This window comes from Acinetobacter sp. TG2027, from assembly GCF_000302435.1.
Taxonomy (GTDB): Bacteria; Pseudomonadota; Gammaproteobacteria; order Pseudomonadales; family Moraxellaceae; genus Acinetobacter; species Acinetobacter pittii.
On the sequence record NZ_AMJN01000001.1, the window covers coordinates 156,593 to 173,352 of the forward strand.

At 38.8% G+C, this 16,760-nt stretch carries 16 protein-coding genes and 2 pseudogenes; 10 read left to right on the forward strand and 8 right to left on the reverse strand.

The features are described 5' to 3' along the window. The first annotated feature begins 8 nt into the window (after positions 1 to 8). The 3 genes from atpD to B806_RS0100760 all read left to right on the forward strand — a co-directional run bounded on the left by atpD (position 9) and on the right by B806_RS0100760 (position 2,473). A complete protein-coding gene (gene atpD / locus B806_RS0100750) occupies positions 9 to 1,403 on the forward strand; it encodes a F0F1 ATP synthase subunit beta (RefSeq protein ID WP_002114045.1) in 1,395 nt (464 codons plus the stop codon). A 17-nt stretch (positions 1,404 to 1,420) separates the two neighbouring features. Continuing rightward, positions 1,421 to 1,840, forward strand: a complete 420-nt coding sequence (locus B806_RS0100755; RefSeq protein WP_002114076.1) for a F0F1 ATP synthase subunit epsilon — start codon at positions 1,421 to 1,423, stop codon at positions 1,838 to 1,840. Positions 1,841 to 1,990: 150 nt separating this feature from the next. Beyond that, positions 1,991 to 2,473, forward strand: a complete 483-nt coding sequence (locus tag B806_RS0100760; protein WP_017387376.1) for a DUF2846 domain-containing protein — start codon at positions 1,991 to 1,993, stop codon at positions 2,471 to 2,473. Between the two features lie 47 nt (positions 2,474 to 2,520). Here the strand turns inward: B806_RS0100760 and B806_RS0100765 are convergent, their stop codons facing one another. From B806_RS0100765 to B806_RS0100780, 4 genes are all read right to left on the reverse strand, one after another. Further along, entirely contained in the window at positions 2,521 to 3,117 is a 597-nt protein-coding gene (locus B806_RS0100765) for a hypothetical protein (RefSeq protein ID WP_025466063.1), read from the reverse strand. A 141-nt stretch (positions 3,118 to 3,258) separates the two neighbouring features. Further along, a complete protein-coding gene (locus tag B806_RS0100770) occupies positions 3,259 to 3,804 on the reverse strand; it encodes a glutathione peroxidase (RefSeq protein ID WP_005072014.1) in 546 nt (181 codons plus the stop codon). 120 nt (positions 3,805 to 3,924) lie between these two features. Continuing rightward, positions 3,925 to 4,689, reverse strand: coding sequence for a helix-turn-helix transcriptional regulator (locus tag B806_RS0100775; protein WP_017387374.1), 765 nt, complete (start codon positions 4,687 to 4,689; stop codon positions 3,925 to 3,927). Between the two features lie 21 nt (positions 4,690 to 4,710). Then, positions 4,711 to 5,925: an MFS transporter gene (locus B806_RS0100780; RefSeq protein ID WP_017387373.1), complete on the reverse strand. Its 1,215-nt coding sequence runs from the start codon at positions 5,923 to 5,925 to the stop codon at positions 4,711 to 4,713. Between the two features lie 135 nt (positions 5,926 to 6,060). On the opposite strand from B806_RS0100780, the gene B806_RS0100785 reads away from it, so the two are divergent. Beyond that, positions 6,061 to 6,714, forward strand: coding sequence for a TetR/AcrR family transcriptional regulator (locus B806_RS0100785; protein ID WP_079380979.1), 654 nt, complete (start codon positions 6,061 to 6,063; stop codon positions 6,712 to 6,714). A gap of 103 nt (positions 6,715 to 6,817) precedes the next feature. After that, on the forward strand, positions 6,818 to 7,738 hold the full coding sequence (locus B806_RS0100790) for a DMT family transporter (RefSeq protein WP_079380978.1): 921 nt from the start codon (positions 6,818 to 6,820) through the stop codon (positions 7,736 to 7,738). A 392-nt stretch (positions 7,739 to 8,130) separates the two neighbouring features. On the opposite strand, the gene B806_RS0100795 is transcribed toward B806_RS0100790, so the two are convergent. From B806_RS0100795 to B806_RS0100805, 3 genes are read right to left on the reverse strand one after another with little or no spacing between them, the layout of a single operon-like run. Next, positions 8,131 to 8,700 (reverse strand): Sua5/YciO/YrdC/YwlC family protein, encoded by a 570-nt coding sequence (locus B806_RS0100795; RefSeq protein ID WP_005072030.1) that lies wholly within the window; start codon positions 8,698 to 8,700, stop codon positions 8,131 to 8,133. 33 nt (positions 8,701 to 8,733) lie between these two features. Then, complete coding sequence (gene dprA, locus B806_RS0100800) at positions 8,734 to 9,885, reverse strand: DNA-processing protein DprA (protein ID WP_031944647.1); 1,152 nt, start codon at positions 9,883 to 9,885, stop codon at positions 8,734 to 8,736. Between the two features lie 20 nt (positions 9,886 to 9,905). Next, entirely contained in the window at positions 9,906 to 11,060 is a 1,155-nt protein-coding gene (locus B806_RS0100805) for a LysM peptidoglycan-binding domain-containing protein (RefSeq protein ID WP_017387369.1), read from the reverse strand. A 122-nt stretch (positions 11,061 to 11,182) separates the two neighbouring features. Between B806_RS0100805 and def the strand changes: the two genes are divergently transcribed. The 4 genes from def (at position 11,183) to B806_RS0100825 (ending at position 14,629) form a co-directional block, all read left to right on the forward strand. Next, complete coding sequence (gene def / locus B806_RS0100810; protein WP_002114101.1) at positions 11,183 to 11,713, forward strand: peptide deformylase; 531 nt, start codon at positions 11,183 to 11,185, stop codon at positions 11,711 to 11,713. 43 nt (positions 11,714 to 11,756) lie between these two features. Continuing rightward, complete coding sequence (locus tag B806_RS0100815; protein ID WP_002114087.1) at positions 11,757 to 12,182, forward strand: DUF2946 family protein; 426 nt, start codon at positions 11,757 to 11,759, stop codon at positions 12,180 to 12,182. Between the two features lie 72 nt (positions 12,183 to 12,254). Then, positions 12,255 to 14,369 (forward strand): TonB-dependent copper receptor, encoded by a 2,115-nt coding sequence (locus B806_RS0100820; RefSeq protein ID WP_017387368.1) that lies wholly within the window; start codon positions 12,255 to 12,257, stop codon positions 14,367 to 14,369. Positions 14,370 to 14,422: 53 nt separating this feature from the next. Next, positions 14,423 to 14,629 carry a hypothetical protein gene (locus B806_RS0100825; protein WP_017387367.1) on the forward strand — a complete coding sequence of 69 codons (207 nt, stop codon included), beginning with the start codon at positions 14,423 to 14,425 and terminating at the stop codon, positions 14,627 to 14,629. A 67-nt stretch (positions 14,630 to 14,696) separates the two neighbouring features. Here B806_RS0100825 and B806_RS0100830 read toward each other — a convergent pair. Continuing rightward, positions 14,697 to 15,911: pseudogene (locus B806_RS0100830) on the reverse strand (oxygenase MpaB family protein). 87 nt (positions 15,912 to 15,998) lie between these two features. Between B806_RS0100830 and B806_RS0100835 the strand changes: the two are divergent. Then, positions 15,999 to 16,569 (forward strand): annotated as a pseudogene (locus B806_RS0100835) (TetR/AcrR family transcriptional regulator). The last annotated feature ends 191 nt before the right edge of the window (positions 16,570 to 16,760 follow it).

Here is a 16,760-nt window from a genome sequence, read left to right on the forward strand (position 1 = left end):
AGACAGCAATGAGTAGCGGTCGTATCATTCAGATCATCGGCGCGGTTATCGACGTCGAGTTTGAGCGCAATAGCGTTCCTAAGATCTATGACGCTCTCCAAGTTGACGGTACTGAAACTACATTAGAAGTTCAGCAACAGCTTGGCGATGGTGTTGTTCGTACCATCGCAATGGGTTCTACAGAAGGTCTTAAACGTGGCCTTAATGTAACTAGCACAAATGCACCGATTTCTGTTCCAGTAGGTCCAGCTACGCTTGGTCGTATTATGGACGTTTTGGGTCGCCCAATTGATGAAGCAGGTCCGGTAGCGACTGAAGAGCGTTTGCCGATTCATCGTCAAGCACCTTCTTATGCTGAACAAGCAGCTTCTACTGATCTTTTAGAAACTGGTATTAAAGTAATTGACTTACTTTGCCCGTTCGCAAAAGGTGGTAAAGTTGGTCTATTCGGTGGTGCTGGTGTTGGTAAAACCGTTAACATGATGGAGTTGATCAACAACATCGCGAAAGCTCACTCAGGTTTATCTGTGTTTGCTGGTGTTGGTGAGCGTACTCGTGAAGGTAACGACTTCTATCACGAAATGAAAGATTCTAACGTTCTTGACAAAGTAGCAATGGTCTACGGTCAGATGAACGAGCCACCAGGTAACCGTTTACGCGTAGCGTTAACTGGTTTGACTATGGCTGAATACTTCCGTGATCAAAAAGACGAAAATGGTAAAGGTCGTGACGTATTATTATTCGTCGACAACATCTACCGTTATACACTTGCAGGTACTGAAGTATCAGCATTGTTAGGTCGTATGCCGTCTGCGGTAGGTTACCAACCTACACTTGCAGAAGAAATGGGTGTTCTTCAAGAGCGTATTACATCTACTAAATCTGGTTCGATCACATCGATCCAAGCAGTATATGTACCTGCCGATGACTTAACAGATCCATCTCCTGCAACTACATTTGCTCACTTAGATGCAACAGTAGTATTGAGCCGTGACATCGCATCTTCTGGTATCTATCCAGCGATCGATCCACTTGACTCAACTTCACGTCAGTTAGACCCATTAGTTGTTGGTCAAGAGCACTATGAAATTGCGCGTGCAGTCCAAAACGTATTGCAACGTTATAAAGAGCTTAAAGACATCATCGCAATCTTGGGTATGGATGAATTAGCTGAAGAAGATAAATTGGTTGTTTACCGTGCGCGTAAAATCCAACGTTTCTTCTCTCAACCATTCCACGTAGCTGAAGTGTTTACTGGTGCTCCTGGTAAATTAGTACCGCTTAAAGAAACGATTCGTGGCTTTAAAGGTCTATTAGCTGGTGAATACGATCACATCCCAGAACAAGCGTTCTATATGGTTGGTGGTATTGACGAAGTGATTGCTAAAGCTGAGAAACTCTAATTTAAGGAGATCATCTCATGGCGACTATGCAATGTGATGTCGTAAGTGTTAAAGAGTCTATTTACTCTGGCGCAGTAACGATGTTAATCGCGAAAGGTGCTGGTGGTGAGCTTGGTATTTTGCCAGGACATGCTCCACTTGTAACCTTGCTTCAACCGGGCCCGATTCGTGTTCAGTTGGAAAATGGTACAGAAGAAATCGTCTATGTATCTGGCGGTGTTTTAGAAGTTCAACCTCATGTTGTAACGGTTCTTGCAGATACTGCAATCCGTGCTGACAACTTGGATGAAGCGGCAATTTTAGAAGCACGTAAAAATGCTGAACAATTGCTTGCAAACCAAAAGAGTGATTTGGACTCAGCTGCTGCGTTGGCTGCCTTGGCAGAAACCGCTGCACAGCTTGAAACTATCCGTAAAATCAAAAACCGCGCACTATAATTGCCGGTTTGAGATTGAAAAAGCCACCGTAAGGTGGCTTTTTTATTATAAATTTTAGGTGTCAGAATAGTATTTTTATTTAAAATAATATGTTTTTAATGTAAATTTGCGTCTCAAAACTTAAATCATCATAAATAAGAGATACTTAAAATGAAATTTAAATATTGGTTACCACTTCTGGTGTCTATTGCTTTTGTGGGATGTGCATCAGTGCCGCAGGCCAATCCACAATTAGCCCAGCAAGCAAAACAACTGACAACCCCAACAAATGGAAATGCGGTAATTTATGTATACCGTTCTAATAATGTAGTCGGTAGTGCTTTGAAAAAAGATGTGTGGGTTGACGGAGAATGCTTAGGGGAAACTGCACGTGGTATATTCTTTTATAAAGAGGTTTCTGGTAATCAAGAACATATAGTTTCAACTGAATCAGAGTTTTCTCCAAATCATTTGAAATTTAAAACTGAAGCTGGGAAAAATTATTTTGTACAGCAGTACATTAAACCTGGTGTTTTTGTCGGTGGAGCCAACCTGAAATTAGTAGATGATACACAAGGCCAGAAAGCAATTAGTGAATATCATTTAGCTGAGGCAGGTAAATGTAGTAAAGCAACTATAGCACTTACTAATTAAAGAAATGAAAAAGCCACCGTAAGGTGGCTTTTTTTATAAGTTGTTTTTTAAGATTCAGTTTTTGAATCTGACTTTTCATCTCCTGCCATAATCATAGCAGCAAGCTTCACCATATCCATTTGAATGGTATTAAGCTGTTTTTCAATTTGGTCAAAATTGATTTGATCTAATTTCCCATTGAGTAATGGCATGCTAAGAGCTTGTTGGTTGGCATGTAATAAACTTTGGCGAATATTCTCAATTTCCTGACTTTTAATATCTAAAGTCAAAAGTGCTTGATTTAAACCTTCTAGTTGCTGTTTTAACGTAGTGACAGTAGTTTTTAGTTCATTCTGATTCTTATCTTGGATGGCTTGTTCAACATCAAGCTGAGTATCTTTAAGCTGTTCAACATAGTCACCAGCTTTAAGCTGTAAATTAGCAGCGTCGCGGACCATATAAAAAATATTACCGCTTTTAAGTTCGGCTTTGTTGGGTGCAATTTCTGACTCTTGTTGTTCAATGTTTTGGTCAGATGCCTGTTCAGCTATTTCAGTTTTTTCTTGTTCGGTAGCATGGTCTTGTGCCTGATCACACCCGAGTAAAAGCATGCCTGAGGCAAAAATTACAAAAGGAAGAAATGCGCCCTGTAAAACTTTTTTCATAACTACAAACAACATCAAATAAAGCAAATAGATACTATAGGCATAAAATATGAAGAAAGATTGTATTTTTGCAAACGAACAACACTTTGAGGAGAGTATAAAAAAGAGCGTATAAAACGCCCTTTCTCACGTTTTAAAATATTATTTTGCTAACTCTGCTTCAACTGCTTTAACGATTTGCTCATCGTCTGCTGTTAGGTTCGGAGCAAAGCGAGCTACGACTTCGCCATTTTTATTAATTAAAAATTTTTCAAAGTTCCATAAAACTTCTGGAGCAGGGTTGGTTGGAATACCTAAGCCTTCTAAACGCTCACGGAAAGGACCTTCACCAGTGCGTTCCGGCTGAGCCGCTGTCAAAGTTTGGTAAAGTGGGTGCTTATCTTCGCCGACTACAGAAACCTTAGAAAATAAAGGGAAATGAACATCATAATTTAATGAACAGAACTGTTGAATTTCTTCATCAGAACCTGGTTCTTGCTCTTTAAAGTTGTTTGCTGGGAAACCTAAAATTTCAAGACCTTGGTCTTTTTTTGCTTGGTAAAGTTTTTCTAAGCCTTCGTATTGTGGGGTTAAACCACATTTAGAAGCAGTATTTACGATAAGTAGAACTTTACCTTTGTATTGTTCGAGGTCAACCGTTTCGCCTGAAATAGCTTTTACTGGAATGTGATATACAGATTGTGTCATGAGTCTTTCCTAAAGATTGTAATTGATATCAAGTAACGCATTTGTTTTAACTGCTATTGAGGGGTAGTGCAATAATATTCGTGTTCAAAAAAGAAAAAGTTTTTAAAGATAAACTGAATTCTAGTTATTTCTGATTTGGATAGGTGTTTGCCCAGTGTAACGTTTAAAAAATTCAATAAAACTTGAGCTATGTTGATAACCTAAATCGTATGCTAAACGCTTGATAGACGTCCCTTGGCGAATCTGATGAATGGCATAAACAATTTTGGCCCGATTTCTCCATTCGGACAATGAAAGCTGAAGCTCTTGTTGACTCAAACGTAATAAGTGGCGATCACTGACCGAAAAGTTTTGTAGTAACTGCTGTAAAGACTGATCAAAAAGTAAAGGATCTGAAAGTTTTTCTAAAATAGGCAATAAAACAGGATGCCGCGTTTGCGGTAAATAATGTGAATATGCAGGAGCTTGTTTGAGTTGATCGAATAAAACTTGTAAAAGATGTTCTAAGTATTCAGGTTGTTCGGTTTTTTTTTGCTGCTCTAGAATTTGTAAAACTAAAGTGCGAAAAAAAGGCTGAATACTAAAGCATCGACAGCTATTTCCTAAAATAGAGCATAGGCGAGGGTGCAGTCGAATACAGATATAATGAATTTCATGGTCGATATGGGTTGACTGATGAACAGTTTGAGGTGGAATCCAAAGACCATAGCTAGGAGGAGAAAGATATAGCTGTTCTTCAATCTCCATTTCTAATATGCCATTTAAACTGAAATTAAAATCTCCCCAAAGAGATGCATGAGGACGAACAATATCTTCTTTTTGGTATAGAAATTCATGAACTTCTATACTGTTTAATAATGAAAATTGCTGATCCTCATTGTTCATCTATATGCTCTGACTCATATTTTAGTTTTCACAAGTAGCTTTAGGGTTATTAAGACCTTTCGCTAAGGTAAATGTACTCAGTAATGCTAGGGCAACGAAGCTTAATACACCATAAATTAAAGTATTTTCATTGAAATGATCAACTACATATCCACCTAATAATGAACCTGTCGCAATCATCACCTGAAACATACCTACAAAAAGCGGCATGCCTTTTTCAACTGCATGTGGTGCGTGGACAAACATCCAAATATTCGCTGAGGTAGGGAAGGCACCAAATGCAAATCCCCATAACGCGGTTAAGACAATAGCACCAAACTCATGAACGGCAAAAAGAGGAAATCCAAAGAATACGATTGCAAAGCATGTACCTACAAAAGCTAATGTATAACGGACATTTAGATTCCCACTATATCCGGCAAAAGCATTTCCGAAAATACCAGCAATTCCATAGAGCAATAATAATGAACTAATGGTTGTCCCATTAAAACCAGCAACATTTTTAAAGAAAGGTGCTAAATAGCTATAGGCACAAAAGTGAGCGAGTCCGATCAATAAAACAATCAACATGCCACTACGTGCTTTAGGAGTGCGTAATAGTGCTGGTAAGTCTTTCAGGTGAATTGCCGAGTCTGGAATAAGTTTAGGTAAAAAGATTAATTGTAAGATTAAAACAATTAAGCCAATGCCTGCTGTAATTCCAAAAGCACTACGCCAGCCATAAAATTCACTTAGCCATGTTCCAATAGGCACACCTAAAACTGTAGCAAAAGTCACACCTGCCATCACGACCGCAGTTGCTTTAGCAATAGGAAGGTGTGAGGGAGCTAATTTTCCACTTAGAGCAATGGCGGTCGCCCAGAAACCACCAATTGAAATACCTAAAATTAAGCGACTTAACAATAAAATATGAAAGTTTTCAGCAAATGCGGTAATGGTATTGGCAATAACCATAATAGCTGTCAGCAAGATAAGCACATAACGCCGATCAAGTTGTTTTACTGATACAGGCAATAGAGGGGCTGCAATTGCTGCCATAATGCCGGGTACGGTAATAATCAGGCCTGCTGTACCTACAGAAATATTTAAATCTGTTGCGACACTATTTAAAACGCCAACGGGTAAAAATTCACTTGTAACTAAGGCAAATGCTGCGATAGAAACGGCCAAAATGGCAAACCAGCTTCCTTGAGTGGAGGTCGTGGGTCGCGCTTTAGAGATAGACGATTGGTCCATAGGAAATCCTTACTTGGCTAAATTTGGAGTAAAGAAAGGCAATTTATTAATTAACTAACGATCATTATGAAAATAAAATAGTTGATAAAAAATCGAACGTCAATTAATTTAATAACGATTGTTATAAAAATAGATGTGATCTTTATGACAAATAGGCATGAAACGAATTTAGCTGTTACAGAAGATACGCTGAAAAAAAAGCGTGGACGTCCTAAATGCTTTGATGAGCAAGAGGTTCTGCAAAAAGCAATGTTGCTCTTTTGGGAGCATGGCTATGAAGCAACGTCTATTAGTGATTTAACACAAGCTTTGGAAATTACGGCACCTAGCCTATATAGTGCTTTTGGTGATAAGGCAGGGCTGTTTTATAAAAGTATTGATTACTATTTGGCTCATGAAGCCTGCCCTATTGAGACCATCTTTTTAGAAGCAAAAACTGCAAAAATTGCGTTTGAGTTATATCTTTATGACAACGTAAAACGACTGGTTCAACCCAATAAACCAGCTGGTTGTATGTTGGTGGTTGCTGCCATGAATTGTTCTGATGCAACTCAAGATGTGCAGCAGAACCTATTAGACAAGCGCATAAAAACCAAAGAAAAATTATTGGAGCGTCTCAAACAAGGTGTTGAGCAGGGTGATTTGCTATCTAATGCTCCTCTACAAGAAATGACAGACTTTTATGCCACTGTCATTCAAGGCCTTACCATTCAGGCAAGAGACGGTGCCAGTACTGATCAATTACATAAAGTTGTAGAACATGCCATGAAAGCTTGGACATTATTCTAAAAAGGATAATGTCTTAAGTTCGATATCAATGTCGGAAATACGATATTTCAATTTATTAAGACATTCTTCAAAATAAAATCTCTTTTGTAGATGGTGTATTGCTATGAGTCAGGTCATGAAATATCACAAATGGGCGTTTATTTTTCCCATTTTGGCAGTATTGATTTGGTCTTTAAATATTGTAGTCACCCGCTATGTCTCGGATTATATCTCTCCGGTAAGTATTAGTTTTTATCGGTGGTTAATCGCTTTTATTATTTTGACTCCATTTATGTTTATGTCTGTGTGGAGACAAAGACGACTAGTAATACCATATTTACCTAAGCTTGCTGTGTTAAGTGCATTTGGGATGGTGCTTTATCAAGGCTTGGCTTATACAGCTGCCCATTATACCAGTGCAACCAATATGGGAATTGTGAATGCATTTATTCCTATATTCACGATCTTTGTTTCGCTTGCCATTTTAAAAGATGTGCCTAATCGCTTTGCAGTTTTTGGCAGTATTTTATCTTTCGCAGGTTTGCTATATGTCATGTCCCAAGGAAATATTAATAAGCTTTTAAGTGGTGGCGGACACCTTGGTGATGCATTGATGATTATTGCCGTATTCTTCTATGCATTTTATGGAGTATTCCTTAAAAAATGGCAGCTGCCTCTACCAATTATGACAAGCTTATATGTTCAGATTGGGTTTTCTGTCATATTTCATATTCCTTTAATTCTCTGGTTTGGACTTGATGCTTTAAATGTACAAAATGCACCAAGTGCTATTTATGCAGGAGTATTTGCTTCACTCATTGCGCCGTTAGTTTGGATGTTAGCTGTTCAACAACTCGGTCCTAATAGAACAAGTATTTTTATGAACTTGGTACCTGTCTTTACAGCAGTTATTGCAAGTGTCTGGTTGTCTGAGCAGTGGACTATTTATCACACGTTAGGTGGGATTGTTATTTTAATTGGTATCATTATGGCTCAGAAGAAGGTGAGTCCTAAAAAGAGCGAATTAATGCAAGAACAAAACTAAAGTCAGTAAAAAAACTATGGCATATTTTGAAAAAAACTCATAAAAATATGCCAATTTTTTCTTAGTTAAAGTTTTTCTATATGATTTATAAATAGTTTATAAAAATAGGTTGTAATATAAATATTAAAAAAGCCGAGTAAAAATATTAATATAATTTTAATTTATAGGCAAAAAACCGTAAATTCCCTACACTTTTCATGCTTTTTTTAGAGAAATAATATATTTCTCTCATTGAACCTCTTACCACATAATAGCGGCCACTACGAAAGGCGCTATTTTCTTTGTAAATTATCTTTCGTTCCACAGATATCCAAACCCTCTGGATGTGGTATATACCCATCCTTTTTTATGCTCAGTTATCCCTATATAACTGAGCTTTTTTTTGTTTGAAATTAGGCGCGAATAATCTCTCTGGTAAGAGCGTTAATGATTCTACTTGGCTGTTGGCTCTGGCCTAAGTCACCATTCAGATAGTTTAATTGTGAACCAAAGTATTGGCAGGCATCCTGTAATGAATGAGCAGGTTCTTGCCCGCTTGGGTTCGCACTAGTCGAGACAATAAAGCCATGAAAAGCATTGCATAATGCCACACATAAAGGATGTGTAGTGACTCGAACAGCGACAAGAGGATGCTCACCTTTAATCCATGAAGGAATATGTTCGCCAGCAGGTAATAGCCAAGTTGTTGCTCTTTCTGATGGTTGATGATTAGTCCAACAATCAATAATTTCTTGTTGGGTTGTTTGAGGTAGAGAAGTTAGCAGGTGTTCAACTTGGCTAATATGACCTGCTAATAAAATTACACCCTTTTCAATAGGCCTTTGCTTTAATTCAAGAATTTTTTGAAAAGCTTGCTCATTAAAAGGGTCGCAACCTAGCCCCCAAACTGCCTCAGTTGGATATGCCAAAACTTGACCTTGTTGTAAACATTCGGCTGCTTCGGTAACTGAGGTGGTAATCATGGTAATACTCTTCCTTTCAATCAGACAGAATTGCTATTGTGCGCTCCAATACTCAGAACGACAACGTAAATACAATCCTGATTGTTGCATACATAAACCAAGTAGTTCTAGTTCCATCAGTGAAGAGGTGAGTTCTGCAACAGGCTGAGAGTGATGTAAGACAAGCTGATCAATATTTTGTCCGACCCAGTCTAAAGATTGATAAAGGTTAATTAAATGCTCAGGAATTTCTGGGGTACTAGAAATTACAGCCTGCTCGGTGGAGTTTTGTTGCTGACTTTGCCACTGTGTGGGTAAAGCAAGGTCTTCAATAATTTGTTCAGGATGATCGACTAAAATTGCCCCCTCACGAATAAGTTGATGGCAACCTTGATGAAACTCACTGTAAATATGACCAGGAATGGCAAATACAGTCTTACCTTGTTCGGCAGCTTTGTTCGCAGTGATGAGAGAACCACTTTTTAAGGTAGCTTCTACCACTAACACACCTAAACTCAAACCGCTGACAATTCGGTTTCTACGTGGGAAATGCTGTTGTAGTGGAGGTGTCCCAGGCAAAAACTCAGTAATAATCGCGCCGTTTTGAGCCAAAATATGTTCTGCAAGTTTTTTATTTTGAGCAGGGTAGGTACTGTCTAAACCAGTTCCTGTTACTGCAATTGTACGTTGATGTGCTGATGCTCCTTGGTGAGCAGCTTCATCAATCCCATATGCCAAGCCACTACTCACATAAAAACCTTTTTCACTTAAGTAATAGGCAAAATCATAAGCAACCTGACGACCATGTGGGCTTGGTTTTCGGCTACCTACAATCGCAATTTGTGGTTGTAATAAGGCTTGTGCCTGACCTTTTCCAAAAATGATAGGTGGGTGATCTGTATAAGGTAATAACTGAGTGGGATAGCCTGAGTCATCTGCCGTTAAAATAAAGTCGGTATATTGCTGGATCTGCTCAATTAGTTTTTCAAACTGAGCTTGGCCCTGAGCGGTTTGAAATTCAGCTACACGTTTTAAATGATTAGCATGTAAGCCAAGATTGCGCCATTGAGATAATCCAACAGGTTGGACTGCCTTTTCACAGTTACCAAAATAATCGACAATTTTTTTAAAGCTGACTAAAGAGTGTTGCACCAAATACCACACTTTAAGCGTGTGGTAATGGTGTGAAGAAAGTTGAGTAAGCATTGTAAAAGGTACATCCAGCATTAATCATTAAAGCGGGGTGGCTGAATGCTTGAACCAACTTTAACTGGTAAATCGCTTTCTAATACGTAGGCATAACTCAACTGATCAAAAGTTCTAAAGACCATCAGACTACCAATTTGTTGTCCTGGTAACTGTATTGGTTCTTTGGTTTTAGGATCTCGAATGGTTTCACCTTGTTGCGTAATATCAAAAACTTGTCCTACTTGAATACCTTGTGCCGTACCGCGATCTAAAGTGACCACACTATTTTTGGCAGCAGTACCAATTGATCCCATTACACGAATAATTTTGCCGCCGTCCGTCACCTGAGTGGCATCCACCGGATAAAACAAAGTAGGTAATGTTGCTTCTTCTTCTGGCATCACCCGATCACCACGACGTACTTCAGAATTGTAGCTATCAGTTAACTCAAGCGTGGTAATGTCTTTTTCAGAAGAGATCGCAATCCCTGAGGCAACTTGTTGCAGCTCAATACCTAGACTATGCTTTTTACCTTTACTGTCTGTGAAATAATAAGGTTCGCCTTCACGATAAACTGCATAACGTTGACCATTAACTAAACCTTGTCCGCGCGCATAAATAGTCTGACCTTTTGCCGCCAGTACACGTTGATCAGCAGTACCGACTACATAAGGAGTGTGTTGAATTGCATCGATAGGTAGAATAGTGCTGTGTTCTAACCATTGTTTGATATGCTCAAGAGGAATAACAGGTACGTTATTGTTAAGTGACTCCATACGAACTTGAGGTTGTAAATTTGTCATTTGGCCTGTGTAACGGCGAATAATGCCGACACAGCCATCTCCCTCATCTTTTCCAACCAATGGACGGCCATCTAAACTACACAGCAGTAATCGATCACCTGGGTAAATCCAGTGTGGATTTTTGACATGCTGATTATTTGCCCAAATTTCAGGCCAGCGCCAAGGTTTACTCAGAAAGTGACCGGAAATATCCCATAGCGTATCTCCTCGTTTTACTATGTAGACATGTGGTGCATTACTTCTAAGAGAGGGTGGATTATGGTTCGGACTAGCAGCATAAGTCTCTGCTACCGTACCGAATGCAACCCCTGTAAAAAGTGCCAAAGCAAGTAAATGCTTTTTTATCCCCAAAGCATGAAATTGAACCATGCCGTCAAAAACCTTTTTCATTATGATAATTCCTAAAAATTATGCGTGCAGATGCGTTATAATAGGCGGCTAACACACAATTTTTCGATGAAGTATTTCCTTCATTTGGTTTTTCAATCAATGGCATAAGTGAGGACGTCAGTATGGCCTTATTACCTATTTTAAGTTTTCCTGATCCCCGTCTTCGTACCATTGCTAAGCCTGTTGAAGAAGTTACTGATGAAATTCGTCAACTTGCAGCAGATATGCTTGAAACCATGTATGCGGCACCAGGTATTGGTTTAGCAGCTTCTCAGGTCGATCGTCATATTCAGCTTATCGTCATAGATTTGTCTGAATCTAAAGATGACCCTATGGTTTTCATTAACCCCAAAATAACTCCACTGACAGAAGATAAGCAGCAGTACGAAGAAGGCTGCCTATCGGTGCCACAAATATACGACAAAGTTGAGCGCCCGTCACGTGTGAAAATTGAGGCAATTAACCTTGAAGGTCAAGCATTTGAGTTAGAAGCTGATGGACTTCTCGCTGTTTGTATCCAACATGAAATGGATCACTTAAATGGCAAATTGTTTGTGGATTATTTGTCGCCACTTAAACGTCAGCGTGCTCGAGAAAAAGTCGAAAAAGTTGTTCGTCAACGTGAGCGTGAAAAAGTTGCAGTAAAACGTTAAAAATTTCTATTCTTGAAACATTAATGTAGTGTGGATGTGATTTTTGGTTTTTCGTAGTGGTTTACTGCTTGCATGTGCAGCAGTATTTTTACAGGTCGCGGTATTTCTACAGCCGCTATTACCGAAGCAGTATCAAATTGCTCCGGTCTGTGAAACTATTACCCTCGCTTTGCTTAAACCTAAAGCACAGATGGAAACCATGTCACATGCCATGCATTCACATCATGAACATCATATTGAACAGGCACAAGCCTCTGGGCAACATGATCATCATGATGCAAATCACCAGTGTCAATATTGTACCGTCTATGCCAATCTGGTTTTGCCACCTGAATTTGGCGTAAAAGAAGTTTTAGTCCGCATACAAGTCCGCTTAGTCGCTTATCAACAAGCATTTAGACATGTCTACTTTGCACTACAGCGACTTTTTCTACTCCCGCAAGGGCGTGCACCACCTCTATTTGCATAAATAAAAGCAATTTTTTGTTGGGGTCTTAACTGACTTCGATATCACTTTATTTATGTTTTAGAGCGTATAAAAATGCCACATTCTAAATTTTTACTACAACCTTTATGGGTTGCGATGTTTGCTGTCTCTTATTCGGGGCTAGTTTTTGCTAATTCAGAAAAAAATGATGCCGATACTAAAGCGCTTCACTCATTAGCACCTATTGTTGTTACAGCCCAACAAGGCAACGATGCAAATGGCTTGATTGTACATGCAGACCCGAAACAGCCAATTCAGCCAGTGCCTGCTACAGATGGTGCAGACTACCTACAAAGTATTATGGGTTTTAACTCAATACAAAGCGGTGGAACCAATGGTGATGTGACATTCCGAGGTATGTTTGGTTCACGCATCAAAATTCTAACTGATGGAACTGAAAATTTAGGTGCATGCCCAAACCGTATGGATGCTCCAACTTCTTATATTTCACCAGAAAGTTATGATCGTATTTCTGTCATTAAAGGTCCGCAAACAGTTCAATATGCCAATACAGGTTCTGCTGCAACAGTCCTTTTTGAACGTCAGCCTGAGAAACTCACCTCTGAAAAACCTTATCGCGGACAAGCGAGTGTCTTATTAGGTTCATATGGACGTATTGACCATAACGTTGAGGCGGCAATTGGTGATGAAAAGAAATATATCCGTTTAAATGCCAATCGTTCAGAATCGAATAGTTATCAAGATGGTGATGGAAATACTGTGCCGTCAGCATGGAAAAAGTGGAATGCTGATGTAGCACTTGGCTTTACTCCAGATGAAAACACGTGGGTGGAACTCACTGGTGGAAAATCTGATGGTGAATCGCTTTATGCTGGACGTTCAATGGACGGATCTCAATTTGCGCGTGAAAGCTTAGGGCTACGTTTCGAAAAGAAAAATATCACCGATGTCATTAAGAAAATTGAAGGGCAGGTGAACTATAGCTATAACGACCATGTTATGGATAACTTTAGTTTGCGCACACCGCCATTAGTTGAAATGAATCATGGTGGTATGACCATGCTGATGCCGAATCCAATGGCAATGCAAGTGACACGCCGTACATTAAACTCACGTTTGGCAATGACTTCTGAATGGAACAAATGGAGTTTGATCACAGGCGTTGACTCTCAATTTAATAAACATGGCGGTAGCATGTCATCGCCAACAATGCCTTCTATGAATATTCCATATCGCCAAGATATGCGTTTTCAATCATATGGTGCTTTTGGCGAACTCGGCTATCAATGGAACGATTTCAACAAAATGGTTGCAGGTGCACGTTTAGATCGAGTTACAGTTGAAGATGAGCGTGCTGATTCTCAAGCAAAAGGCTTTAATACTAAACTTGAAAAGACTTTACCGAGTGCATTTGTCCGTTGGGAAAATCAACATCCTGAGCATGACCTAAAAAGCTATATTGGTTTAGGTTATGTAGAGCGTATGCCTGATTATTGGGAACTTTTCTCGCCTAAACATGGTAACGCTGGCTCAACTAATACTTTTAACGGTGTGAATCCTGAAAAAACATTACAGTTGGATCTAGGTTTCCAGCAACAACATGGCGCTTTAAATACATGGGCTTCTGCTTATGCCGGTTTGGTGGATGACTACATTTTAATGAGTTACCACCATCATCCAAGTACTGGAATGGGTGGGCATGATATGAGCCATGATATTACTGCGGGTGCCAAGAATGTCGATGCAACCATCGCAGGTGCGGAAGCGGGTATTGGATATCAATTTACCGATCATATTCAGGCAGATTTGAGTGCCATGTATGCATGGGGTAAAAACACCACAGATGACAAACCACTACCTCAAATTTCACCTTTAGAAGGTCGCTTAAATATTCGCTATGTGGCTGACAAATATAATTTAGGTCTGTTGTGGCGAGCTGTGGCTGAGCAAAACCGTGTGAGTCTACATCAAGGTAATATCGTAGGATATGACTTAAAACCAAGTAAAGGTTTCTCGACTCTTTCTCTAAACGGAAGTTACAACCTTCGTAAAGATATCGATGTCTCTGTTGGCATTGATAACGTATTAGATAAGACCTATACCGAACACTTAAATAAAGCGGGTAGTGCTGGCTTTGGATTTGCGAGCGAAGAGCAGTTTAACAATATCGGAAGAAACTACTGGGTCCGTATGAGCATGAAGTTTTAAAAAGCTTAACGAATTAAATGAAGTGAAAATATTAATTTAAAGAGAGAAATGAAATGACTAATAAATTATCACCTGAACAATCTTGGTGGGGATGGAAGTTACTTATTGTGGCTTCTATCTTGAGTTTATTGTTTATGATTGTTTTTTACTTGGCGATCAACAATGAACCTGACTACATGCCAAGTCAGAAAAAGAAGCAGATGATGGAGTCACACGAGCAAATGAATCACGCTGAAATGCACAGTTCATCAGCTCAATAAGTTCCTTAATATTTGAAAATGGAAGTCTAATTAATAGGCTTCCATTTTTATTTTTAGGTTTTAAAAATTATTGATGCATACTCGCTAAGGTTTTTGCCTTACCTTGATTCTGATAAAGCGTTAAGCCAAGTTTCTGTATATTACGGCCTGATTTAGATAAAAACTTTTCAACTTTTGGTGAAAGCTTCGCGCCATTATAAAGTATTGAATTACGCACAATCAGATAATAAGCAAACCATGAGGCAGACTGCTGAGGCAATCCGAGTAGTTTCATTCTCTTCTTGCCAATAAAAAATTGGGTAAGTTCTAAATGTTGTCGATAAGCAAGCTTCTGCTGCAAAGAGCGTAAATGCAGATATTTTCTCTCAAAAGGCTATTTAGATAAGCTTGATCCTAACTCAACACTGCTGTGGTCGGAACGAGGGTGAGCAAACTGCATCCAGTAAAGTAACCTCCAACCCTCAGATTCAGATTGAATAAGCCATTTTTCATCAATACCCATCAACCAGCCAACATAACGCCAAAAATGTAGAAAACTCTTGGCTTCTTGTTTGGTCGGCCATACACCTAAAGCCCTAATACCGAGTAAAACTACACTGCTAAAAGCCAAATTAGTCATGGCTAAATCAAATTGATTAAGTGGAATTCCCCAAACTTCACTATCCCAACGATCAGACTTTTTTAATTGTCGGCGAACGAGTGCATGAATAAAGCGAACATAAATCGTTGATGTAAAACCTGCGCTTAGACGCTCAAGTCCTTGAGGTTCAGTAATATCAACCCACCATTTAGTGGTTTCAGCTAAACGAGTACCTGCCTGTTTCTTTAATGCACCCGTTAAAATTAGCGGCTGATTAAATCCTGGATATAAATATCCCGCCATTAAGGATAAATCTCTAAGAATAAAACCATTATTTATTCCTAAACGATGAGTAAATTTAACAGCCTCATCAACTTGACGCTGATCTAACCATTCAGGCTTTTGCTCAATGTAATTAAAGAAATTTTCTAACTCAGTAGGTATAGGCTCAGATAGATTATCGCGGCCTTGAAATAATATCTTCTCAAAAATCATGCGGTGATCTTTGGGATTTTGCATAACCCAATCAATCACCTTATCCATTTCAATATCCCCTTCATAAAGAGCATGTTGTAAAGACATATATTCCGTATAGTTTGGTTGTACAGGTTTTTCACAACAGATATTTAAAAACTGAGTAAAGAAATTACTGTCTTGCATGTCATTAAAAGAAGCAAGTCGAGTCGGGCTAATCATTTGCATATCGTTACTTACTTATTGAACTGAATAATAAATAGGCTAATATGAATAATTATTCGCATTCAATTCGCATTTAATGAATAAAAAACGATGAGAAAAGCCCCACAACAACAGCGTTCAAAAATTATTGTTGACCATATTTTAGAGGCGACACAGCAGTGTATCGCCCAGTATGGATTACTACATACGACGACGCCTAAAATTGCAGAGAAATCTGGAGTAAGTGTTGGGTCGATTTACCAATACTTTGAGAATAAAGATCAAATCATAGAAGAACTATTGCGCCGTAAAAGCGAATTGCTGGGGCAACAACTTAAAGAATTAGTTGTGCGACAAGGAAATATTCCTTTAGAGCTGCTCATTCCCTTAGCAATAGAGTTGGGATTTAATGCATTAAAAGCCGATCATGGATTTTTTATAGAAGTGCTGAAACACTGGCATGACTATAGTCATTCGCAAGCTGCTCAGATTTTAGAAAAGCATTTTTTTGAAGTAGGGCTATATACATTCAGTAGAAATCCTCATCAGTGGGACTTCGAACAGGTAAAGCATAAATCCTTTGTAATTATTAATAGTACGCTTTTTACGATGATGCGTTATGTAAGCCAGAACAATTTTCTTATCTCAGAACAACAACTTAAACGCGAATTATCGAGCATGATACTGGCTTATTTAAGTCAAAAATAAAAAATTAAAATAATTATCAATATAAAACAATAGCTTAATTCGTGTGGTGGTTTAAAAGTAAACGCTCAAGTCATTAATTTTTAATTTTCGCTTGCAAAGGGATCTTAATCATCTATAATGCACATCCATCGGCGGTGATGCAGATAGAAACTTGTTGAAAAACAG